Source organism: Geodermatophilus maliterrae, assembly GCF_041018925.1.
Lineage (GTDB): Bacteria > Actinomycetota > Actinomycetes > Mycobacteriales > Geodermatophilaceae > Geodermatophilus > Geodermatophilus maliterrae.
Map to the genome: position 1 here is coordinate 39,261 of NZ_JBFNXQ010000017.1, position 22,621 is coordinate 61,881.

Consider the following 22,621-nt stretch of genomic DNA (forward strand, 5'->3'; position numbering starts at 1 on the left):
CCGGCGTCCCGGGGCCCGGGAGCGGAGGGGCGCTCAGAGCAGACCCACCTCCTGCATCAGGGCGGTGACGCCGTCCTGGTCGAGCGAGCCGGGGTCGACGGCGGGGGCGCCGATGGTGTCCAGCGGGGGCAGCACCTCGGCCGACGCGACGCCGGTGCCGACGGCGTACTCCAGGGCCGTGCTCTCGGCGAGGCGCTGCTGGGCCTCCGGCGCGGTCAGGTAGGCGACCAGTTGCTGGGCGGCCTCCTGCTGGTCGGAGGAGGCGAGCACGCCGGCGCCGGAGACGCTGAGGAAGGCGCCGGGGTCGCCGTTGCCGAACAGGTGCAGGGCGGCGTCGTCGCCCTTGAGGCCGTTCTCGGCCTGGTCGCGGTACCAGTAGTAGTGGTACATGACGCCGGCGTCGATCTCGCCCTCGTCGGCGGCGACCATCACCGCGGTGTTGCTCTGGTAGACGTTCGCGTTGCGCTCGAGCCCCTCGAGCCAGGCGCGGGTGGCGTCCTCGCCCCGCAGCGCGAGGACGGCGGCCACGATCGCCTGGAAGTCCGCCCCGCCGGCGGCGATGCCGATCCGGCCCTCCCAGGCGGGGTCGGCGAGGTCCATGATCGAGGCGGGCAGCTCGGCCTCCGGCAGCTGCGCGGGGTTGTGGACCAGCACGGTGGAGCGGGCCGCGAAGCCGGTCCACGTGCCCGACGACGGCCGGAACTGCTCGCCGACCTGGTCCAGCGTCGCCTGGTCCAGCGGCGCGAGCAGGCCCTCCCGGTCGAGGACGTCGATCGACGGGCTGTTCTCGGTCAGGAAGACGTCGGCCGGCGAGGCCTCGCCCTCCTGCACGATCTGGTTGGCCAGTTCCGCGTCGTTGCCGTCCCGGAACTCCAGCTCGATGCCGGTCTCCTCGGTGAAGCCCTCGACCATCGTGCGCACCAGGCTCTCGTGCTGGGCGCTGTAGACGGTGAGCGTCTCGGCGTCGGTGGCCCCGGCGTCGCCGCAGGCGGTCAGGCCCCCGGCGAGGGCGAGGGCGGAGAGAGCAGCGGCGGTCGCCCGCGCGGGCGTGGTCACGAGGACCTCCAGCAGACGTCGGGAGCCTGGGGTGGCAGCCCAGGGTAGGCACACCTAAACAGACGGCGCCGTCCCCCGGTCGGTGCGCTCCGCGGCATGGGCTACAAACGGCCCGTGACCACCCCCGTGCTGCGCAGCGCCCGCTTCGCCGAGCTGACCCCGTTCGAGGTCTACGCCCTCTGCCGGCTGCGGGTCGACGTCTTCGTCGTCGAGCAGGAGTGCCCCTATCCCGAGCTCGACGGGCGCGACACCGAGCCGGCCACGGTGCACCTGTGGTTCGAGGAGGACGGGCAGGTGCTGGCCACCATCCGCGTCCTCGACGACGGCGGCACCCGGGCGATCGGTCGGGTGGCCACCGCGGCGGCCGCCCGCGGGCGCGGGCTGGCCGCCCGCCTGGTCGAGGCCGGCATCGAGCTGTGCGGCGGCGTCCCGATCACCATGGGCGCGCAGTCGCACCTGGAGGACTGGTACGGGCGGTTCGGCTTCGTCCGCAGCGGCCCGGGCTACGTCGAGGACGGCATCCCGCACCTGCCGATGCGGCGCGAACCCGCCTGACCCCCGCGTCCCGTGGGTGTCCCGCACGCGGCCGCGGGTACCGGCCGGGCATGGCAGACGACGCGCCGGTGGGCGGGTTCGCGGGACGGCTCGGGGCGACCCTGCAGGAGTCCGACGACGGCTCCGCGACGCTGACCTTCCAGGCCGCCGACGAGCACCTCAACCCCGCGGGGACGCTGCACGGCGGCGTCGTCGCGACGCTGGTGGACACGGTGATGGGCCAGGCGGTCCGCACCACCACCGGCGACGGCGAGGTGCCCGCGACCAGCCAGCTCACGGTCACCTACCTGCGCCCGGGCAGGCCGGGGCCGCTGGAGGTGCGCGGGCGGGTGCGCACCCGCGGCGAGCACCTGACGATCTGCGAGGCCGACGTCGAGCAGGACGGCAGGGCCGTGGCGCACGCGGTCGCCACCTTCGCGCTGCTCGAACGCTGAGCCGGGCGCACCAGCGCCCCGCCGGACACGGCCGGCGGGGCGCTCGCCGGTGCGGTGGGGTCAGATGCCCTCGGCGCAGTAGACGGTGCCGTCGGTCCCGGCTGCCTCCTGCTGCCACAGGGCGCTGATCGCGGAGGGTAAGTCGGCGCACGGGTCCGGGTCGGCGGAGAACTCGTCCTCGCTCGTCTCCCCGTCGACGACGCCGATGATGCGGACCTCGGCCTCCGGGTCGTCGCAGGCGACGGTCTCGAAGGAGATCCCGACCGGCTGCACGCAGTCCCCGACCTCGGGGGCGCCGGAGCCGCCGAAGGTGGCGGCCGCGACGCCGCCGGCGACGACCACCGCGCCGACCGCCCCGCCCAGGCGGGCCTTCCGGCTCTTCGGGGCCGGGACGGGCGGGGGCGGCGTGCCCGCACCGGGCGGGAAGACCTGGTCCGGCAGGCCCGGGCCGGGCGGGGAGCCCGGAGCCGGCAGCACACCGGGACCGGGGTGGCCCCAGCCGCCGGCCGGCGCACCCGGCTGCGGACTCCCGAAGAGCTCCGTGCCGGGCCGCTGCCCGCCGGAGGACTGCGGGCCTCCGGTCGGCAGCGGCGGGGTGCCGGGCTGTCCCGGGTGGGTCATGTCGTGCTCCTGGTCTCCGGCCGGCGCCAGGGGGGCGCCGGTCAACGGCGGGGAGCGTGACACGGGGACACGGCCGCTCCCGGCGACGCGCGGGAGCCGTTACCGACCCGTCGCCGCGGGTCAGACCACGGCCGACGGCGCAACTGGGTCGTCGACCGCCACGGCGATGCCCTGCGGGTCGTCCTCGGAGGCCTCGCCGTCGCCCCCCGTGCCGCACTGGCTGACCAGGGTCATGAACAGGAAGACGAGGACGACGAGGCCCAGGAAGGTGCCGAGGAGCAGCGCCCGGCCGCGCTTGGGCCTCGGGTGCATCCCGCGGCGCGGGTCGTCCGGATCGGGTGTGCGGTCGGCCTGGGACATGGCTGTGCTCCTCGTCATCGGTGCGACGTCGTCGAGGTCGGCCGGCGCGGTGCCGGCCGGCCGGCCGGCCGGGGCGGGCGCGCGCCGCGCCCTCTCCCGGGACACATGCCCAGCCGACCCGGTCGCACGCGCGGGAGGCCGGCGAGGGGTGCCCGGGACGCGGCGGGCGGAGGACGATCCGGACATGACCACCGCGACCTGGAACGGGACCGTCATCGCCGAGTCCGACGACATCGTCACCGTCGAGGGCAACGCCTACTTCCCGCGCTCGTCGGTGCACGAGGACGTGCTGCGCCCGTCGTCGACGCGCACCATCTGCCCCTGGAAGGGCACGGCGTCCTACCTGACCCTCGAGGTCGACGGGCGGACCAACCCCGACGCCGCCTGGTACTACCCCGAGCCCGAGGACGCCGCGAGGGAGATCACCGACCGGGTGGCCTTCTGGCGCGGCGTCGAGGTGCGCTGACGGCCCCTCTGCAGGGTCCCGCCCGGCCCGTCCAGGGCACCGCCCCGAGCTCGCGGGGGGCGGGGAGGACGGGGTCCTCCACGGAGTGGTGGGGGGCAGGGGGTCCTTCGTCTACCCGGAGGGACGGGCCCCGGCCAGCTCGCGCGCGGAGGCCGCCTCGTCGGGCGCCAGCGCGGCCGCGCGCTCCTGCCGCTCGATCGCCGCGTGGAACGCCGTCCACGCCTCGGCCGGGGTGACGTCGAGCGCGGCGGCGATCTGCTCCCAGCTGGCCCCGCCGCGCAGTGCGGCGCGGAAGCCGACGAGCTGGCTGTCGTGGGCCTTGCGGGCGATGACCTCACCGAGCGCGAGCAGCTCCAGCGACTCGGGGACGTCGAGGGACGTGCCGCCGTCGAGCAGCGTGCTCCAGTCGTCGGCGTCGTCGGCGACGGAGTTCAGGGTCGTGGCCCCGGAGTCCCGCCGGCTGAGGAAGTCCAGGCGGGTGGCGGCCGTCTGCAGCGAGAACTCCTGCTCGAGGGCCTCGGGCGTGATGCTCATGCCCTCCACGATGCCCCAGGGACGGCGGGGCGGACACAGTGCGACCGAGATCTCCCCGGGACGACGGAGGGCCCGCACCCGAGACGGGTGCGGGCCCTCCGGAGAGTGGCGGAGCGTCAGCTGTCGACGCCCACGGCCTCCTTGGCGACCTCGGCGAGGGCGACCTGGGCGGCGCTGATGACGTTCGCCCGGTTCTTGTGGGTCTCCTCGTACCGGATGATCACGCGGATGTCGTGCGGCTTGCGCAGGGCCTTGGCGGCCTTGGCGGCGTCCGAGGTCGACAGCGAGTCGAAGCCCTTGATGGGCAGCTCGTCGGCGGAGACGTCACCGAGCTCCTCGCGGGCGGCCCTGGCCGTGTCGGCGGCCTCGCGGTTGCCCTCGCGGCGGGCGATCCGCTCCGCCCGGCGCAGCGAGGCGCTGCGGCCGACGGTCAGCGTCTCGCGGACGGCGTCGGAGAAGCTGCTGGCCTTGTCGGCCACCTCGCCGATCCGGTTCCCCGCGGCCTCACGACGCTGCTGGGCGGTGTCGAGGGCCTCGTTCACGCGGTTGGCGACGAAGCGGTAGGGCAGGTTGGCCGCGCGGACCGCGGTGCCGGCGACCTGCTGGAACGGGGTCGGGACCAGGGCGGCGGGGCCACCCAGGGCCTCCTCGGCCAGGACGACGGTCAGCCACTCGATGGTGGCCTTGTGCGCCGTGATGAGCCGCTCGGCCAGGGCGCGGACGCGGGGCAGCTCGTTCTTCTCGGCCAGCACCTTCACGTAGGTGGCGCGGTCGTGCAGCTGGTGCTCGAGCTGCAGGTCCTGCAGCAGGGCCTCCTCGAGCGGCTCGGCCTGCTCGAAGGTGGCCTTGAGGACGGCCGACAGCCGGCCGATGGCCGGGGTGACGACGTCCGGCACGCCACCGATGGCGCGCAGCTGCTCGGTGATGGCGCGGGTGCGCTCCGCGGCGTTGTCGGCGTTCTGGGTGAGCTCACGGCGGACGGCGTCCGTGCGGGCCTGCGACACGCGGGTGCGGGCGACCTGCTCCTCGGTCTGGCTGAGGAGGACGAGTGCGCGGAGCTGGTTGGCGATCTTGGTGTTGTCGGTCATGACTGGGGGTACTCCAACGATCGGGGGAATGACCTGACGAGTCATCCATGCCCCGCACCCCGCGTCTGCTAACTCCTGCAAGCGTATTGCTAGCAGTGAGGTCGATCACGCCGGGTCGACCCGTCGACCCGGCGTGCCCGGCGCTCCCGCTACCGCCGCGGGGCCGCGGGCGGCACGACCGGCCGGCGACGGGTCTCCAGCCGCAGCACCGGCTGGGTCAGCTGCGCCAGCGCGGCACAGCGGGAGCAGACCGGGCCGGGATGCGTCTCGGCGGCGCAGGTGGGACAGAGCACGGGGGTCTCCTCGCTCGGGAGTCCGTCAGGACTCGGGAGCAGGACTGTGACACCTCCCGCCGACGTGATCACGCGCTGTGTGACGGGTGGGACGACTCGTCAGCGATCCGTCACCTGCGCGACCCGGTGGCGCTCACCGCGGCGACGGCGGAGCGGCCGTAGCGGGCCTCCAGCGCGGCCGCAGCCGGACGACCGCGGTCGCGACCGGGCGGCGGGCCGCGGTGCACGGGCAGGGGCGGCCGGGTTCTTCGGTGCAGCGGTGCTCGGTGCTCACGGGGCCTCCAGGGGACGGGAGGCGCCGAGGATCGCAGCGCCCGGCGCCCGTCCGACAGGGCCGCCGCGCCCGCGCGACGAGATGTCACACGTTCGACCCACACCGTTCCCCCGACCGGATCCCTGCTCCCGTCCGCGCCGGCGCCGTCAGCCGGCGAGGAGGTCGAGCAGGCGCTGCAGGTACGGGACCTGACCCCTCGCCAGCTTGGCGCGCGCCTCGTCGACGCCGAACCAGGCGGCGCGGTCGACCTCGGGGAACTCCTGCACGCGCCCGGACCGCGGTGGCCACTCGAGCGGGAAGGTGTTGCTGCGGATGGCGGCGGCGTCCAGGTCCCCCTCGGCGGCCCACACCGTGAGCACCTTGCCGCCGGCCCGCAGCTCCCCCAGCGGGACCGTCGCGGCGGCCGGCACGGGGCTGCCGAGCTCCTCCTCGAACTCGCGGTGGGCGACCGCGAGGGGGTCCTCCCCGTCGGCGTACTCCCCCTTGGGGATCGACCAGGCGCCGTCGTCCTTCCTCGCCCAGAAGGGGCCGCCCATGTGGCCGAGCAGCACCGAGACCCCGCCGCCGGGCTCTCTCCGGTACAGCAGGATCCCCGCGCTGGTCCTCGGCACGGTCCCATCCTGGCCGAGGCGGCGCCGCCCGGGCGGGGGCAGCCGGGCGGCGCCGCGTCTCAGGGAGGCGGGTCCTGCAGGTGGACCAGGGCCTCGGGCAGGTCGACGACGTCGGCGTACTTGGCGTCGAGGTCGGCGAGGTTGGTGTCGTGCAGCGCCGGCGTCCGGTCGGCGCAGGCCTGGCGCACCACCTGGGGCCGGAAGCCGCAGTTCAGCGCGTCCATGGCGGTGGCCCGCACGCAGCCGGACGTCGAGACGCCGGTGACCACCACCGTGTCCACCCGCGCGGCGTGCAGGGTCGACGCCAGCGAGGTGCCGAAGAAGGCCGAGGCGTACTGCTTGACCACGACCGGCTCGCCCGGCCCCGGTGACAGCGTCAACGCCCCCCAGTCGCCCGGGGCGTCCACGACGAAGCAGGCCAGCGCCGGCACCTTGTGCACGAACAGCCCGCCGTCCTCCAGGCCCGCGGCGTAGCGGACCGCCGTCCACACGACGGGGTGCCCGCTCGCCCGGGCGGCGGCGACGAGCCGTCCCGTCGCCGCCACCGCGCGGTCCGGGTCGGGCAGGGCGAACGGCCCGCCCGGCTCGGTGTAGGCACGGCACAGGTCGACGACGAGCACCGCCGGGCGGGCGCCCCAGCCGACCCGGCCCGAGAACGCGGCCCCGTGCGGGCCCGCCCCGGGAACGCTCACCCGGCCCACACCGGGCGCTTCGGCGCGGGCAGGCCGGTCTCCTCCTGGCACCGGGCGAGCAGGTCCTCGATCGGCGGACCCATGTCGAACACCGGCAGCTCGGCCGGGCGGTCGGCGCGCATCTGGTCGCGCAGCGTCCCGGTCGCCGCGGCGTCCACGGCGCCGTCCTCGGTGACGCAGACGCCGTACCGCCGCGCGCCCGCGGTGGTGACCAGACCGCGGCGCACCTCCTGCGCGACCAGCTCCGGCTCGCGCTGCAGCGGGTCGCCCCACCCGCCGCCGCCCCAGGTGACGAAGTGCAGGACGTCGCCGGGCGACACCGGCACCCCGTGGCACTTCGACGGCAGCACCTCGCGGGTGCCGCCGGCGCGGTCGATCCACTTGCGGCCGCGGGCGCCGGGGTGCCCGCCGTTCACCCCCCACGGGTAGGTCAGCCAGCGGTCGTCGTGGATGGCGATCTCGCCGGGCTCCGCGAAGACGTACGCGACGTCGACGCCGTTGCCGCCGCGGTGCAGGCCCGGACCGCCGGTGTCGGCGACCGTCTCCCACTTCTCGATCCGCAGCGGGTAGTAGGACTCCAGGTACTCACAGGGGATGTTGACGAAGCTCGGCCACAGCGAGTGCCCGTCGGGGCCGTCGCCGAGCGGCCGGCCGGGGATGCCACCGAAGCCGATCGAGTAGAGCTGGAACCACTCCCCCTTCCGCTCGCCGCCGGAGTAGTGGCCCGAGTACATGAAGTGCGGCGAGGAGGAGAAACCGGCGGCGTTCAGCAGCGCCGGGTTGGTCTGCCCGAGCAGCCCGCCGAACAGGTCGAACACCCGCCCGATGCCGTGGTTGCGGCCCGACAGCGCCGCCGGGTGCTTCGGCTTCCAGTACGAGCCGTCCGGGATCGTGACGTCGATCAGCGGGTAGAAGCCGTCGTTCCAGAGGATCTGCGGATCGGCGACGGTGATCATGTAGATCCCGAAGAACATCCGGGTCAGGTTCTCGTTGATGTAGTAGTTGATCGGCCCGGCGGCCTGCGGCGAGGAACCGGTGAAGTCCAGGTGCACCCTGTCGCCGGTCCGGGTCAGCGACAGCTTCAGCTCGTAGGGCCCGTTGCCGACGCCGTCGTCGCAGATGTAGTCGGTGAAGGAGAGCGTGCGGCCCTCCTCGAAGACCATCGAGAGCAGCACCTTCATGGCGTCGTGGTTGCGCTGCAGGAGCGCGTCGAGCGCGGACAGGTAGGTGGCGGTGCCGAACCGGTCGCACATCTCCACCACCCGGCGGGCCGCGGTCCGGCAGGCGGCGACCAGCCCGTTGAGGTCGGCGCGGTTCCAGTCGGGCATGCGGACCTGGTTGAGGATGATCCGCAGCGCGTCCTCGTTGAGCTCGCCCTTGCGGTAGAGCTTGAAGGGCGGGATGACGACGCCCTCCTCGTAGATGGTGCGCGCGTCGGTCGGCATGGACGACGGGGTCTTCCCGCCCACGTCCGACATGTGCCCGAACATCGACGCCCAGCCGACGACCCGGCCGGCCGTGAAGATCGGCACGACCAGGAGCCAGTCGTTGGCGTGGCTGATCGCCGCCCCGCAGGCGTACGGGTCCGAGGTGAGCAGGACGTCGCCCTCCTCGACGGTGTCGTCGAAGCCCTCGAGGAAGTCCGGGATGGACAGACCGAACTGGCCGACGACCATCTTCCCGTCGGGGTCGCCGATCAGCGGGAACTCGTCGTGCTGCTCGCGGATGCCCGGCGACAGCGCCGTGCGGAACAGCACCTCGTCCAGCTCGTAGCGGGCGTTCCGCAGCCCGTTCTCGATGAGGTCGAGGGTCACCGGGTCGACGTCGACCCGCTGAGGCGTGCCGGTCGCGGTCTCGACGATCCGTGCCACGGGTCAGCCCTCCGCGGGGGTGATGAGCAGCGCGCCCGAGGGGTGCACCGCGGCGACGTGCCCGGGCAGGACGAGCGTCGTGGAGTCCATCTCGGTGACGATGGCGGGGCCGCGGACGACGTCGCCGGCGCGCAGCCGCTCCCGGTCGTAGACCCCGGCGGTCACCCGCTCCCCGCCGACGTGCACGGGGTGCTCGGTGAGCAGGGCCGCCGCCGGGTCGCCGTCCCCCTCCTCCAGGCGCAGGGGTGCGACGTCGGGGCGGGGACCGGTGACGGTGGCGCGGGCGTTGACCAGCTCGTGGTCGACGTCGAGCAGGAAGGAGAACAGCCGGTCGTGCTCGGCGTCGAAGGCCCTGCCGAGCTCGGCCAGGGCGTCACCTCCGTCCAGCCACTCCGCGTCGACGTCGACCGGGATCTCGAAGCCCTGGCCGTGGTACCGGACGTCGACCTGGTAGCCGACCGTCTGGTCCTCCCGCGCCAGCCCCTGGGCCGCGAGCCGCTCGCCCGCCTCGTCGGCCAGTTCCCGCAGGATCTGCGCCAGCTCGGTCCCGTCGAGCTGACCGAAGCGACGCAGCACCGTCCGGGCGGACTCGTCCCGTCGGCTGGTGGTCGCGTCGCCCAGTGCGCACAACAGCCCGGGACCCGGCGGGACGATCACCGGCCACGCCCCGGTGAGCCTCCCCAGCGCGTTGGCGTGCACCGGTCCGGCACCGCCGAAGGCGACGAGGGCGAAGTCGCGCGGGTCGAAGCCCTGCTGCACCGAGACCAGCCGCAGTCCGCCCAGCATGTTCTCGTTGACGATGTCGACGATCCCGGCGGCCGCGGCCTCCGGGGAGGCCAGCCCCATCGCCTCGGCCACCTTGCCGACCGCGGCCCGGGACGCCTCGACGTCCAGGGTGATCTCCCCGCCGGCCAGCGACGAGGGCAGGTAGCCGAGGACGACGTCGGCATCGGTGACGGTCGGCTCGACGCCGCCCTTGCCGTAGGCGGCCGGGCCGGGGTCGGCGCCGGCCGACTGGGGACCGACCCGCAGCGCGCGGGTCAGCTGCGGCACGTGGGCGATCGAGCCGCCGCCGGCGCCCACGGTCCGGACGTCGACGCTCGAGGCCCGCACCGACAGGTCGCCGACCCTGGTCTCCCGGCCGATCCTCGGGTCGAGGTCCCGCACGAGGGCGACGTCGGTCGAGGTGCCGCCCATGTCGAAGGTGATGAGGTCGCGGAAGCCGCACTGCTCGGCCACCCACACCGCGCCCGTGACACCACCGGCCGGGCCGGACAGCAGCATCGTCACCGGGGCCCCCACCGCGGCGTCGGCGGACTGCAGCCCGCCGTCGCTGCGCAGGATGGACAGCTCCCCGGCCACCCCGCCCGACGCGAGGCCCTCGGACAGGTGCTGCACGTAGCGCTTCACCTGCGGCTGCACGTAGCCGTTGGCCACCGTGGTGAGGGTGCGCTCGTACTCGCGCATCTCCGGCAGGACGTCGGAGGACAGCGACACCGGGACGCCGGGCAGCGCGTCGGCGGCGATCGCCGCGATCCGCCTCTCGTGCGACGGGTCGGCGAAGGAGTTGATCAGGCTCACCGCCAGCGCCTGCACGCCCCGCCCGGCCAGCCGGGCGAGCTGCCGCCGGACGTCGTCCTCGTCGAGCGGGCGGACGACGGAGCCGTCGCTGGCGATCCGCTCGTCGACCTCGACGGTGTTCTCCAGGTCGGCCAGCGGCTCGGGCTTGGGCCAGATGATCCAGCCGGCCAGCCCGCCGGGGACAAAGCTGCGGGCGATCTGCAGGACCTGGCGGAAGCCCGCGGTGGTGACCAGCCCGACGGTGGCGCCCTTGCCCTCGAGGATGGCGTTGGTGGCGACCGTGGTGCCGTGCAGCACCTGGGCGACCTCGGTCATCTCGATCCCGGCGTCGGCGCAGACCCTGCCGATCCCCGTGAGCACCGCCACGGCCTGGTCGGCGGGGGTGGAGGCGGTCTTGGCCCGCCACGTGGCACCGCTGTCCTCGTCGACGAGCAGGACGTCGGTGAAGGTGCCCCCGACGTCGACTCCGAGCCGGTAGCTCATGCGGTCTCCCCTTCCCGGGTCGCGGTGTGGGCCGTCTGCAGCCGGGCCGCCCGGACCATGACGGCGCGGGCGTTGGCGATGTGCGAGGTCATGACGGCGCGGGCCCAGTCGGGATCCCCGGCGCGCATCGCGGCGACCATCTCGGTGTGGTGGCCGAGGCTGCGGCGCAGGGACGCCTCGTCGTAGGTCAGGAAGTTCCGCCGCACGATCGGCGGGTGGATGGCCGCCGCCAGGGCGGTGGCGAGGGTCGGGTGTGCGGCGAGGGCGACCAGCCGGTCGTGGAAGGCCCGGTTGAGCGGGACCAGCGCATCGAGGTCCTGCCGGGGCCCCGGGAGGCCGACGTCGAGCATCTGCCGGGCGAGGTGGTCGAGCTCGTCGACGTCCGCGGGGGTCGCGTGCGGCACGGCGCAGGCCGTGAGCTTCGGCTCGAGGCTCGACCGCAGGTCGAAGACGCCCTCGAGCTCGGCGACGGTCCAGGTGACCACCCGGGCGCCGCGGTTGGGCGCGATCTCCACCAGGCCCTCGGCGGCCAGCCGGGACAGCGCCTCGCGCACCGGCGTCCGGCTCACCCCGAGGCGGTCGGCGAGCTCGACCTCGCCGAGGCGGGCGCCCGGGGCTAGGTCGCCGCCCATGATCAGGTCGCGCAGGGTGGCGTGGGTCCGTTCAGCGGACGTCAGCGGACGTGTCACGGGTCACACCTCCCGGGCGATTGCATGCAAGTTAGGCGTCTGACGGAGCACGTGCAACAGGTCCCCGGAGAACCTCGCCGTCTCGTCTCCGCCGTTGCGGGGCGCGTCTGGGCGGGTGCAGACTGCTCACCAGCCGGGACGCGCTCGTCACCCCTGTATGCAACTGGGCTCGCCGACGGGCGACCGGGGCGCGCCTGCCGGAGGTCGCGCGGTACGCGCCGGCCGGGCCGCACGCACACGAGGAGGCCGACGTGGGTGACCTGCTGGGAGGTGGCCGCACCCCGCGGGCCCGGCTGCGCGAGCTGCTCGCCGGCCCGGGACCGCTGCTGGCGCCGGGTGCCTACGACGCCCTCTCGGCCCGGCTGGTCGAGCAGGCCGGCTTCGACGCGGTCTACATGACCGGCTTCGGGACGACGGCCTCGCTGATCGGCCGTCCCGACGTCGGACTGCTCAGCGGGGCCGAGATGGTCGACAACGCCCGCCGGATCGCCGCGGCCGTCGACGTCCCGGTCATCGCCGACGCCGACACCGGCTACGGCAACGCGCTCAACGTCGTCCGCACGGTGCAGCTCTACGAGCAGGCGGGAGTCGCGGGCATCCAGCTCGAGGACCAGGTGATGCCCAAGAAGTGCGGCCACATGAGCGGCAAGGCGCTGATCGGGACCGGCGAGATGGCCGGCAAGGTGCAGGCGGCCGTGGCGGCCCGCCGCGACCCCGACCTGGTGCTCATCGCCCGCACCGATGCCGTCGCGGTCGGCGGCGTGGACGACGCGCTCGAGCGGGCCCGCGCCTACGCCGACGCGGGCGCCGACCTGCTCTTCGTCGAGGCGCCGACCAGCGAGGCCGACGTCGAGCGGGTCGCCGACGAGCTCGCCGGGGTCGCGCCCCTGGTCTTCAACTGGGCCGAGGGGGGCCGCACTCCCCCGCTGTCGCTGGAGCGGATGACCGAGCTGGGCTTCGCCCTGGTGCTCTACCCGATCGGCACCCTGCTGGCCGCGACGGCGGGGATCCGCTCGGTGCTGGACACCCTGCGTCGCGACGGCGTCCCGCCGCTCGAGGGGCTGCCGTCGTTCGGCGAGTTCACCGACCTCGTCGGCCTGCCCGAGGTCCAGGACCTGGAGCAGCGCTTCTCCGGCTGACCTCATCCCAGGGGCTCTGGGCACCCGGCTCCCGCAACCTGCAGCGCGCTGGACAGCGCGTCGCGGCGCTGCCGCCGGTCCAGGGTGGGCACGCGGACGTGCCCGCGCTCCTCCACGACCGGTCCCGACTCCCGACGCTGCGCATCAGCCCTGCCGGCAACCTGCGCCATCCGGGCCCGGTGCCGCATACCCGGCACCGTGCACCGGTGACCCGGCCCGCGGGTCGAACGGGCCGCGGGCGGACGGTCGTCGCAGCCGACGCCGTCCGGCTACTCGCAGCCGACGCCGTCGTCGTCGCGGTCGAAGGCGTCGCGGAAACCAGGGTCACCGGGGTGGATCGGCGCGGCACCGTGAGCGCGGACGTCGTCGCAGTTGGCGTAGTAGGTGCCGGACGGCGCCGGAGCAGGCGCAGGCACCGGGGCAGGAACGGGAGCCGGCGTCGGAGCTGGAGCTGGAGCCGGCCGTGGCGCGGGGGTGGTCGGCTGGAGAGGAACGGTCGGCACGACCTGGGCCGGGGAGGAGGTCACAGGCGCCGGCGTGGTCGGGACCACGGTGCTGACTCGCGGCGCGACGGGAGCCGTCGAGGAGGGCTCAGCCGTCGAGGAGGGCTCAGCCGTCGCACGAGGCGCGGACGTCGACGCGGGAGCGGTGACGCTGCTGGCCGCCGGTTCCGTCTCGGTCGGGGTGTTGGCAGTGCCGCCGATGCCGATGCCGATGAGCAGGCTGGCCACGGCGACGACCGGCGTCCGCCGCCAGAACGGCTTCCTCGGCGGCGCGCTGTCGGGCTGGGGCACGAGCGTGGGGTGGGCCATCGGAGGTCTCCCGTGGTATCGGCGTCGACCGGCGCACGGTATGGGTGAAGGAACGCGCTCCAGCCCTCCGTGGTGTCGAAACGCCGTGGTACTCCCTCCTGTCACATCCGTCCCGGCTCGGGGCTCGCTGTCCCAGGCGCAGCCTGCCCGTCGCGCGAGGACCCCTTGCAGGCGCGAGCACCCGTGCACACACACCAGGCCGGCCGTGCCGCAGGACGACCGGGTCCGCCCTCCCCGGCACGCAGTGGGAGCGCCGGGACCCTGCCTCGACCCGCGCCCCGGCGCCGTTCCGGCATCGCTTCTCCCCGTCCGTCACACCCGTCCCAGACTCGTCCGGCGATGACCGGACCGGTCCGTCCGGACCGGTAGACAGGACGCCATGGGCACCACGGAGACCCGGCCGCATCCGCACGACGGCGGCACCCGGGTGGCCGTGGCGATCTCGGCGGCGAGCACGCCGGTGCTGTCCTCCGCGCTGGCGCACAACCGCGTGCCGGTGGTGTCCCGGTTGGCGCTCACCACCCACGGCAGCCCGCTGCCGGGCGCCACCGTGCGGCTGGGCGTGCGCGACACCGAGGGCCCGATCGGCAGTCCCGTCGAGCTGACCGTCGACCTCGACGCCGGCCGGACGACGGTGCTCAGCGACCTCGGCCTGGTGGTGGACCCCGCCGCGATGCTGCAGCTCGACCGGCAGCGGCCCGGCTCGATCGAGATCGACGTGACCGCCGGCGGCGTCGACGTCGCCGGCACCGCCGTTCCCGTGCAGGTGCTCGCCGCCGGCCAGTGGTCGGCCACCCCCCTGCCGCTGGCGCTGGAGATGCTCGCCGCGCACGTCCTGCCGCAGCACCCGGCGGTCGACGTCCTGCTGGCCGAGGCGGCCGCGCTGCTCGACGAGCGGACCGACGACGCCTCCGTGCAGGGCTCCTCCGCCGGTCCGGAGCGGGTCGACCAGATCGTCGCCGCGGTCGTCGCCGCGGTGCGCGCCCGCGGCATCGACCGCAGCGAGCCGCCCGCCGGCTGGGCCGACCGCGGGCATCCGGTGCGCACTCCCGGCGACGTCCTCGACGGACGGACCGCGACCTGTCTGGACACCGTCGTGGTGATGGCCGCGGCGCTCGAGGCGGCCGGCGTCCGCCCGCTGGTCTGGCTCGTCGAGGGGACCGGCGGAGGGCCGGGCCGGGCGCACGCCTTCCTCGGCTACTGGCGCGAGGAGCGCAGCGCGGAGAGCGCCGCCACGACCGACGTGGCCCCGCTGGTGGTCCTGGTCGACCGCGGCCTGGTGCGCCTGGTGGAGACGACGCTGCTCACCGGCGGCACGGCCGACGAGCCCGACGCCGAGCAGCTGCACCGAGCCGCGTACGACGCCTGGCTGGCCGGCCCCCTGGACCGGGTGCTGGGCGTCACCGACGTCGCCCGGGCCCGCCGCGATGGCATCCTGCCGCTGCCGGCCCGCACCCTCGGCCCCGACGGCGCGGTGCGGGTGGTCGAGTACCGCCCGGCCGACTCCGACCCCGCCGCCCGGCCCACCGGCCGGCACGCCGCCCCGGCCCCCGGCAGCCGCCCGGGCGTGCCGCCGCGCGTGCACCAGTGGAAGGACAGCCTGCTCGACCTCGGCCTGCGCAACCGGCTGGTCGACCACACCGAGGGCGCCGGCCTGTCGCTGACCGTCCCCGGCGCCTACCTGGCCACGCTGACCGACCTGCTGACCGGCGGGACCGCGGTCTCCCTGCTGCCGGCCGACCGGCTCGCCGCGGAGCACCACGAGCGGGGCCTGCGCTCGGCCCGGGAGCTGCCGGTCGGGCGGCTCGGCGACCTGCTGCACGAACAGCGGGCGGTGCACGCCGGCGTCAGCGAGGGCGGCTACCTCCCCCGGCTGCGCGCCCTGGCGCACCGCGCGCGGACCGCCCTCGAGGAGACCGGCGCCAACGACCTCCACGTCGCCCTCGGCAGCCTGGCCTGGGAGCTCGACGGCCGGCCGCTGCGCTCGCCGCTGGTGCTGCTGCCGGTGGTCCTCTCCCCCGCCGGCCACTCCGGCTACCGGCTCACCGTCGACGAGACCGGCAGCGCCGAACCCAACTGGTGCCTGCTGGAGAAGCTGCGCCAGGTGCACGGCCTGGAGGTGGCCGGTCTGGCCCGGCAGGACGGGACCGAGGGGGTCGACGTCGACGGCGCGCTGACCGCCGTCCGCGTGGCGCTGGCCGACGCCGGGCTGCCCTTCCGCGTCGAGGCGACCGCCGACCTCGCCGTCCTGCAGCTCGCCCGGTACCGGCTGTGGCGCGACCTCGACGAGCACTGGGCCGAGCTGGCCGCCAGCCCGCTGGTGTCCCACCTCGTGCACGCCCCGGCCGAGGCCTTCGCCGACCCGGTGCCGGCCGCCGCCGCGACTCCCGACCTCGACGAGCTGGCCGCGGCCTGCCCGCTGCCGGCCGACGCCTCGCAGCTGCGCGCCGTCGCCGACGGCGTCGCCGGGCGCACCTTCGTGCTCGAGGGCCCGCCCGGCACCGGCAAGTCCCAGACCATCACCAACCTGCTCACCCGCGCGGTGGCCGAGGGCAAGCGGGTGCTGTTCGTGGCCGAGAAGCGGGCCGCGCTCGACGTCGTCGCCCGCCGGCTCGAGGCGGTCGGCATGGGGCCCTTCACCCTCGACCTGCACGGCCGGGGCGCCCGCGCGGCCGAGGTGCGCGCCCGCGTCCGCGCGGCGCTCGACCACGCGGTCGCCGTCGACGCGCAGGGCCTGGCCGCCGACGGTGAGGACCTTCGCGCGGCCCGCCGCACGCTGGCCCGCTACGCCGACCGGCTGCACGCCCCCAACGCCGCCGGGCTGTCCTACTACTCGGCGCGGACGGCGCGGCTGGCGGTCGGCGACGACGTGCCGCCCGTGCCGCTGCCGCCGGCGTTCGCGGCCACCGCCTCGCCCGCGACGCTCACCGCGGTGCGCCGGGCCCTGGCGCTGCTGCCCGACGTCGCCGACCTGGTCCGCCCCTCGCCGCGGCACCCCTGGGCCTTCGTCGACACCGCGCGGGTGGACCTGCCGGCCGCGCACCGGGCCGCCGCCGAGGTCGACGACGCCATCCGCGCGCTGCCGGCCGAGGAGCACCTGGCGCGCGCGCTGCGCGAGGTCCGCTCGCCCGAGGACCTCACCGCGCTGGCCCACCTGCTGGCCGGTCCGGACGTCGGCCTCGCGGTCCTCGACGAGGTGCCCACCGAGCGGTGGAAGACGGCGACGGGCACGGTGCTCGACGACCTGGCCGCCTTCGCCGCCGCCGTGCACCCGGGTCTGGAGCTGGCCACCCCGGACGCGCTGGAGCTGCCGCTGGCCGACCTGTACGTGGCCGCCCGGACCGCGCAGGCCGCCGGCTGGTGGCCCCGCCGGCAGGGGCTGCGGGCGGTGCGCGAGCGGCTCGCGCCGGTGCTGCGGCCGGACGTGAAGGTGCGGCTGCGCGACGTCCCGGAGCTCATCGCCTCGCTGTGGCGGGTGCAGACCGCGGCCGCCGCCCTGGTCGCGCGGGCCTCGGTGATCCCGGGGCTGTCGGTGCCGGCCGGCTGGAACCCGCTGGCCGAGCCCACGCTGCTGGACGCGCAGGTCGCCTGGCTGCAGCGGGCCGGCGCCGTGGTCGACAGCGCGCGGACCTCCGCCGTCGCACTGCGCCGCTACGTCGTCTCCGGGCCGGGGCCGGACGCGGCCGCCGCCGCGGCGGTCGTCCGGCTGCGCAACGGCCTGAGCGCGCTGCTGCGCGTGTGCGGCAGCACCCCCGTGGAGCTGGCGGAGTGGTGCGGGGACGACGGCGTGGTGCTGCGCTGGGCGATGACCCGCCCCGAGCGTGGCCTCGACCACCCCGGCCTGATCTCGCTGCGCCGGTGGGCGGAGTTCCTCGACACCCTCGAGCCGCTGCGCGCCGCCGGGCTGACCGAGGCCCGTGCCGCGCTGGTCGCCGGCCGGCTGCCCGCCGAGGACGCCACCCGCGCGTTCGAGGCGGGCCTGGCCGCCGCGTCGGCCGCCGAGCGGCGCGCGGCCACCGGACTAGACGCCTTCGACGAGGTGGCGCACCAGAAGGCGGTCGCCCGCTTCGCCGCCGCCTCGCGCGCGGTCCGCCGGCACCTGACCGCGGCACTGCCCGCATCGGTGCCGGCCGCCCGGCGCCTCGGCGACGGCGGCGAGGACCGCCTCGGCGCGCTGCAGCGGGAGCTGACCCGGTCTCGCCGCGGCCCGGGCGTGCGGGCGCTGCTGGAGCGGTACGGCGACGTGGTCACCGCGGTGCTGCCGTGCGTGCTGGCCAGCCCCGACTCGGTGGCGCGGTTCCTCCCCGCGAGGGCCGGCCAGTTCGACCTGGTCGTGTTCGACGAGGCCTCGCAGATCCGGGTCGCCCACGCGGTGGGCGCGCTGGGCCGGGCCCGCGCCGCGGTCGTCGTCGGGGACAGCCAGCAGATGCCGCCGACGTCGTCCGACGGGCCGGCTGCGTCGACCGACGACGACCTGGCCGAGCTGCCGGGCACCGCGGTGGAGGACGAGGAGTCGATCCTCTCCGAGTGCGTGCAGGCGCGGGTGCCCCGGCACTGGCTGTCGTGGCACTACCGCAGCCAGGACGAGTCGCTGATCGCCTTCAGCAACGCGCACTACTACGAGAACCGGCTCGCGTCGTTCCCGGCGCCTCCGCACGGGCGGCCCTCGGCCGACGTCGACGGGCGCGGCATCGCGCTGGTGCGGGTCGACGGCACGTTCCACCGCGCGGGCGCCGGGCGGCTGCTGCGGACCAACCCGATGGAGGCCAAGGCCGTCGCCGCCGAGGTCCGCCGCCGCTTCGCCGCCTCGGCGGACGCCGTCCCCTCGATCGGCGTGGTCACCGTCAACGCCCAGCAGCGCGCCTACATCGAGTCGCTGCTGCGCGACGCCGGCGACGAGCGGCTGGTCGAGGCGCTGGACCGCACCGACGGCGAGGGCCTGTTCGTCAAGAACCTGGAGAACGTGCAGGGCGACGAGCGCGACGTCGTGCTGCTGTCCACCGCGTTCAGCCCCGACGACCGCGGCGTGCTGCCGCTCGACTTCGGCCCGCTGAACCGGGTCGGCGGCGAGCGCCGGCTCAACGTGGCGATCACCCGCGCGCGGCGGCAGGTCGTCGTCTTCTCCTCGTTCGACCCGTCGGCGCTGCGGGCCGAGCAGACCTCGTCGGTGGGCATCAAGCACCTGCGCGCCTACCTCGACCTGGCCGCGCTGGGCACCGACGCGCTGCCCCGCGCGGCCCGCCGGCCGGGCGTCCCCGACCGGCACCGCGAGGACGTCGCCGCGGCGCTGCGCTCACGCGGCCCCGTGGTGCGCACCGACGTCGGGCTCTCCGACTTCCGGGTCGACCTGTCGGTGGCCTCGCCCGCCGCGCCGGGCACCCCGCTGGTGGCCGTGCTGCTCGACGGTCCCGAGTGGGCGCGGCGGGGCACGGTCGGCGACCGCGACGGCCTGCCGGTCGAGGTGCTCGGCGGGCTGCTCGGCTGGCCGGCGGTCGAGCGGGTGTGGCTGCCGTCGTGGCTGCGCGACCGCGAGGCGGTGCTCGACCGGCTGGTCGCCGCGGTGTCCGCGGTCTCCCCCGTGCCGGTCTCCCCCGCTCCGGTGGCCGCCGCCCAGGCGCCGGTGCTGGCGAGCGTGCCGGCGGTCGAGGACGGTGACTCCCCCGTGCCCGCTGCCCCGGCCGCGCCGCGGGCACTGCGGGCGGTGGCGTCGGCCGCGCTCGCCGAGCTGCCGGCCGCCGAGGACGAGGCGCCGGTGCCCACCCCGGTGACGCTGAGCGTGGTGCCCGAACCGGTCGCCGAGCCGGTCGCCGAGGAGCCGGCTGCCGCCGAGCCGGTCGTCGAGGCGGTGCCGGCGGAGGCCGTGGCCGCCCCCCGCCCCGCGGCGGCCCGCCGCACCACCGCGCCCCGGCTCGACGGCGAGCTGCCGTTCCGCCCGTGGACGCCCAAGCCCGCGGGCGACCGCAAGGCGCTCGACCAGCTCGCCGACCCCCGCACCGCCCGCCTCGTGCGCCGGGTGCTGCTGGCCGGGGTCAAGGCCGAGGGTCCGGTGCACCGCGACCGGCTCACCCGGCTCGCGGCCGGCGCGTTCGGGCTGTCGCGGGCCAGCGAGGCCCGCCGCGACGCGCTGCTGGCCCTGCTGCCGCCGGAGACCCGCGACGGCGACTTCGTCTGGCCCGAGGCGCTCGACCGCGCGGCGTGGACCGCCTTCCGCCGTCAGGCCACGAGCACCAGCCGCCCGCTGGAGCAGGTCGCGCCGGAGGAGGTCGGCAACGCGATGGTCGCCGTCTGCCGGACGGCGACCGAGGCCGGCGCCGCGCCGACCCGCGACGAGCTGTTCCTGCGCACCGCCGAGGTCTTCGGCTACCGCCGCCGGACGCCGTCGCTCAACTCCGTCCTCGCCGCGGCGCTCGACCGGCTGACCGCCGCCGGCCGGCTCACCGTGCACGACGACGGCCGCGTCACCGCCTGACCGCCCCGGCACCCCCCTGCGGTCAGTCGTGCTCTGGTCCGCATCCGGACCAGAGCACGACTGACCGCGGAACACCACCTCCCGGGCGGTCCGCGGCCCGGCCCGGCGGCGGCGGGAGGATGGACGCCGTGACCGCCACCGTGACGCCCGACCTCGACCGCTTCCCCGCCGACGTCCGCGACGCCGTCGGCCGGCTCGCGGGCATCGCCGAGCGGACGCCGCTGCAGCGCAACGAGCGGCTCTCCGCGCTCACCGGCGCCGACGTCTGGCTCAAGCGCGAGGACCTGCAGGTCGGCCGGTCGTACAAGGTGCGCGGCGCCTACAACACGATCAGCCGCCTCGACCCCGCCCGCCGGGAGGCCGGTGTCGTCTGCGCCAGCGCCGGCAACCACGGGCAGGGTGTCGCCCACGCCTGCCGGTCACTCGGCGTGCGCGGCGCGGTCTTCGTCCCCGGGACGACGCCGCGGCAGAAGCGCACCCGCATCCGGGCCCTCGGCGGCGACATGGTCGACCTCGTGGTCACCGGCGACACCTACGACGACGCCGCGAGCGCCGCGGCCGCCCACGCCGGCAGCACCGGCGCCACGCTGGTGCCCGCCTTCGACGCCTGGCCGGTGGTGGTCGGGCAGGCGACCGTCGCCGTGGAGGTGCTCGAGCAGCTGGGGCGCGCGCCCGACGTCCTCGTCCTCCCGCTGGGCGGCGGCGGACTGCTCGCCGGGTGCGGCACGTGGCTGCGGCAGGCCAGCCCGCAGACCCGGCTCGTCGGGGTGGAACCGGCCGGGGCGGCGTGCATGGCCGCGGCGCTGGCCGCCGGGCGGCCGGTGGAGCTGCCGGCCATCGACACGTTCGTCGACGGTGCCGCGGTCCGCCGCGCCGGCGCGGTCACCTACCCGCTGGTGCGCGACTCCGGCGCCGAGCTGGTCGCCGTCCCCGAGGGGCAGATCTGCACCGAGATGCTGGAGCTCTACCAGGTCGACGGGATGATCGCCGAGCCCGCCGGGGCCCTCGCCGCGGCCGCGCTGACCGGCGGCGTCGTGCGCGTGGAGCCCGGGCAGACCGTCGTCTGCCTGCTCTCGGGCGGCAACAACGACGTCAGCCGGTACGCCGAGGTCATCGAGCGGTCCCTGGTGCACCAGGGGCTCAAGCACTACTTCCTCGTCGAGTTCCCGCAGGAGCCCGGGGCGCTGCGCCGCTTCCTCGACGACGTCCTCGGCCCGGACGACGACATCGTGCTGTTCGAGTACGTCAAGCGGGACAACCGTGAGACCGGCGCCGCGCTCACCGGTATCGAGCTGGGCAGCGCCGAGAGCCTGCCGGGCCTGCTGGCACGGACCGAGGCCAGCCCGCTGCGCATCCAGCACCTCGACCCCGACTCGCCGGCCTACCGCTACCTCGTCCGCGGCGGCGGCGGGTAGGCGTCAGAGCCGCGCCAGGCCCACCACGGTGACGTCGTCGGTGCCGGGCGGGTCGAGCGCGGCGACCACCCCGTCGACGACCTCCTGCGGCGTCCCGGCGACGGCGGACACCGCCGTGCGCAGCGCCTCCAGCCCGATGAGCAGGTCCTGCCCGCGGCGCTCGACCAGGCCGTCGCTGTAGAGCAGCAGCCGGTCGCCGGGGTCCAGGCGCAGCGCGGCCTGCGGGTACTCGGCGGCGTCGAGCAGGCCCAGCGCCGGGCCGCGGCCGTCGGTGACCAGCCGGCTGCCGGCCTCGCCGGTGTGCACGGCGGGCAGGTGACCGGCGTTGGCCAGCGCCAGCTCGCCGGTGGCCGGGTCGAGCTGGACGACGACGGCGGTGGCCATCTCCCCGGGCAGCAGCGCGGCCACCAGCTGGTTGAGCGCGGTCAGCGCGGCGGCCGGGCCCTCGTCGCGCAGCAGCGAGGCGCGCAGCGCGTGCCGCAGCTGCGCGGTCACCGCCGCCGCCGACAGCCCGTGCCCGGCGACGTCGCCGAGCACCACGGCCAGCCGGCCGGACGGCAGCGGCACCAGGTCGTACCAGTCGCCGCCGACGACGTCCTCCGCGCTGGGCCGGTACCGGGCGCCGAGCGCGACCCCGGGCAGCTTCGGCAGCTCCTCGAGCAGCAGCGTGCGCTGCAGCGCGGCCGAGAGCCGGTCGTCCTCGCCGGCGCGGGCCAGCACGGCCGCGGCGACGTGGCCGGCCAGCGTGCGGGCGGCGGCCAGCTCGTGCTCACGCCAGGGGCGGGCGGTGCCGCGGACGGTCTCGGTCCAGCGGGCGAACGACCGGCGCGGGCTCAGCCGCAGGCCGCCGGCGTCCGCGGTGAGCTTGGAGGCGTAGGGGTCGCCGCCCCAGGTGACCTCGCGCGGCGTCTCGGGCCGGAACCAGGCGAGGAAGTCGCCGCGCCCGCCGCCGACCTCGACGGCGAGCACCCCGCTGGCGTCGTCGGCGAGGTCGTCGAAGCCTGGCAGGTCGCGGGTCAGCCGGTCGGTGGCCCCGCCGGCGCGCAGCACCGCGGGGACGGCGGCGGCGACCCGGTCGGCCGGCGGCGTCCGCCCGAGCAGGCGCAGCCGCCCGCCCAGGCGCACCGCGGCGGGCGGCGACCCGGTCGGGGAAGCACCGCTCGACCAGCGTGAGCATC

19 protein-coding genes are annotated in these 22,621 nt (G+C 76.1%); 6 read left to right on the plus strand and 13 right to left on the minus strand.

Annotation, left to right across the window (positions count from 1 at the left end):
* Nucleotides 1-33: 33 nt before the first annotated feature.
* Nucleotides 34-1,056, minus strand: a complete 1,023-nt coding sequence (locus ABQ292_RS07840) for an iron ABC transporter substrate-binding protein (protein ID WP_369204970.1) — start codon at nt 1,054-1,056, stop codon at nt 34-36.
* A 114-nt stretch (nt 1,057-1,170) separates the two neighbouring features.
* Between ABQ292_RS07840 and ABQ292_RS07845 the strand changes: the two genes are divergently transcribed.
* Nucleotides 1,171-1,611 carry a GNAT family N-acetyltransferase gene (locus ABQ292_RS07845; RefSeq protein ID WP_369204972.1) on the plus strand — a complete coding sequence of 147 codons (441 nt, stop codon included), beginning with the start codon at nt 1,171-1,173 and terminating at the stop codon, nt 1,609-1,611.
* A 50-nt stretch (nt 1,612-1,661) separates the two neighbouring features.
* Entirely contained in the window at nt 1,662-2,045 is a 384-nt protein-coding gene (locus ABQ292_RS07850) for a PaaI family thioesterase (protein ID WP_369204974.1), read from the plus strand.
* 60 nt (nt 2,046-2,105) lie between these two features.
* Here ABQ292_RS07850 and ABQ292_RS07855 read toward each other — a convergent pair whose 3' ends face one another.
* Together ABQ292_RS07855 and ABQ292_RS07860 are read right to left on the minus strand one after the other, a co-directional pair.
* Nucleotides 2,106-2,666 (minus strand): LppU/SCO3897 family protein, encoded by a 561-nt coding sequence (locus ABQ292_RS07855; RefSeq protein ID WP_369204976.1) that lies wholly within the window; start codon nt 2,664-2,666, stop codon nt 2,106-2,108.
* 120 nt (nt 2,667-2,786) lie between these two features.
* The gene (locus ABQ292_RS07860; RefSeq protein WP_369204978.1) at nt 2,787-3,026 is read right to left on the minus strand and encodes a hypothetical protein; all 240 of its coding nucleotides are present in this window, start codon (nt 3,024-3,026) and stop codon (nt 2,787-2,789) included.
* Here ABQ292_RS07860 and ABQ292_RS26735 point away from each other — a divergent pair.
* Entirely contained in the window at nt 3,025-3,492 is a 468-nt protein-coding gene (locus tag ABQ292_RS26735) for a DUF427 domain-containing protein (protein WP_499803000.1), read from the plus strand. The genes ABQ292_RS07860 and ABQ292_RS26735 overlap by 2 nt on opposite strands.
* A 111-nt stretch (nt 3,493-3,603) precedes the next feature.
* Here the strand turns inward: ABQ292_RS26735 and ABQ292_RS07870 are convergent, their stop codons facing one another.
* From ABQ292_RS07870 to ABQ292_RS07905, 8 genes are all read right to left on the minus strand, one after another.
* Nucleotides 3,604-4,026 (minus strand): hypothetical protein, encoded by a 423-nt coding sequence (locus tag ABQ292_RS07870; RefSeq protein ID WP_369204982.1) that lies wholly within the window; start codon nt 4,024-4,026, stop codon nt 3,604-3,606.
* Nucleotides 4,027-4,142: 116 nt separating this feature from the next.
* Entirely contained in the window at nt 4,143-5,114 is a 972-nt protein-coding gene (locus ABQ292_RS07875) for a ferritin-like domain-containing protein (protein WP_369204984.1), read from the minus strand.
* 149 nt (nt 5,115-5,263) lie between these two features.
* Entirely contained in the window at nt 5,264-5,407 is a 144-nt protein-coding gene (locus tag ABQ292_RS07880) for a hypothetical protein (protein WP_369204986.1), read from the minus strand.
* Nucleotides 5,408-5,827: 420 nt separating this feature from the next.
* Complete coding sequence (locus ABQ292_RS07885; protein WP_369204988.1) at nt 5,828-6,292, minus strand: NUDIX hydrolase; 465 nt, start codon at nt 6,290-6,292, stop codon at nt 5,828-5,830.
* A gap of 59 nt (nt 6,293-6,351) precedes the next feature.
* Nucleotides 6,352-6,984: an isochorismatase family protein gene (locus ABQ292_RS07890; protein ID WP_369204990.1), complete on the minus strand. Its 633-nt coding sequence runs from the start codon at nt 6,982-6,984 to the stop codon at nt 6,352-6,354.
* The gene (locus ABQ292_RS07895) at nt 6,981-8,855 is read right to left on the minus strand and encodes a hydantoinase B/oxoprolinase family protein (protein WP_369204992.1); all 1,875 of its coding nucleotides are present in this window, start codon (nt 8,853-8,855) and stop codon (nt 6,981-6,983) included. The genes ABQ292_RS07890 and ABQ292_RS07895 overlap by 4 nt, the downstream gene beginning before the upstream one ends.
* 3 nt (nt 8,856-8,858) lie before the next feature.
* A complete protein-coding gene (locus ABQ292_RS07900; protein ID WP_369204994.1) occupies nt 8,859-10,919 on the minus strand; it encodes a hydantoinase/oxoprolinase family protein in 2,061 nt (686 codons plus the stop codon).
* Entirely contained in the window at nt 10,916-11,608 is a 693-nt protein-coding gene (locus ABQ292_RS07905; RefSeq protein WP_369204996.1) for a GntR family transcriptional regulator, read from the minus strand. Before ABQ292_RS07905 ends, ABQ292_RS07900 begins: the two co-directional genes overlap by 4 nt.
* 251 nt (nt 11,609-11,859) lie before the next feature.
* On the opposite strand from ABQ292_RS07905, the gene ABQ292_RS07910 reads away from it, so the two are divergent.
* A complete protein-coding gene (locus tag ABQ292_RS07910) occupies nt 11,860-12,747 on the plus strand; it encodes an isocitrate lyase/PEP mutase family protein (RefSeq protein ID WP_369204998.1) in 888 nt (295 codons plus the stop codon).
* Nucleotides 12,748-13,016: 269 nt separating this feature from the next.
* Here ABQ292_RS07910 and ABQ292_RS07915 read toward each other — a convergent pair whose 3' ends face one another.
* Complete coding sequence (locus ABQ292_RS07915) at nt 13,017-13,163, minus strand: excalibur calcium-binding domain-containing protein (RefSeq protein ID WP_369205000.1); 147 nt, start codon at nt 13,161-13,163, stop codon at nt 13,017-13,019.
* Between the two features lie 775 nt (nt 13,164-13,938).
* On the opposite strand from ABQ292_RS07915, the gene proA reads away from it, so the two are divergent.
* A complete protein-coding gene (gene proA / locus ABQ292_RS07920; protein ID WP_369205002.1) occupies nt 13,939-20,028 on the plus strand; it encodes an anti-phage protein ProA in 6,090 nt (2,029 codons plus the stop codon).
* 128 nt (nt 20,029-20,156) lie between these two features.
* Nucleotides 20,157-21,443, plus strand: a complete 1,287-nt coding sequence (gene ilvA, locus ABQ292_RS07925) for a threonine ammonia-lyase IlvA (protein ID WP_369205004.1) — start codon at nt 20,157-20,159, stop codon at nt 21,441-21,443.
* A gap of 3 nt (nt 21,444-21,446) precedes the next feature.
* Here the strand turns inward: ilvA and ABQ292_RS07930 are convergent.
* Nucleotides 21,447-22,621, minus strand: a 1,175-nt coding sequence (locus ABQ292_RS07930) for a PP2C family protein-serine/threonine phosphatase (protein WP_369205006.1), incomplete at its 5' end; no start/stop codon positions are given.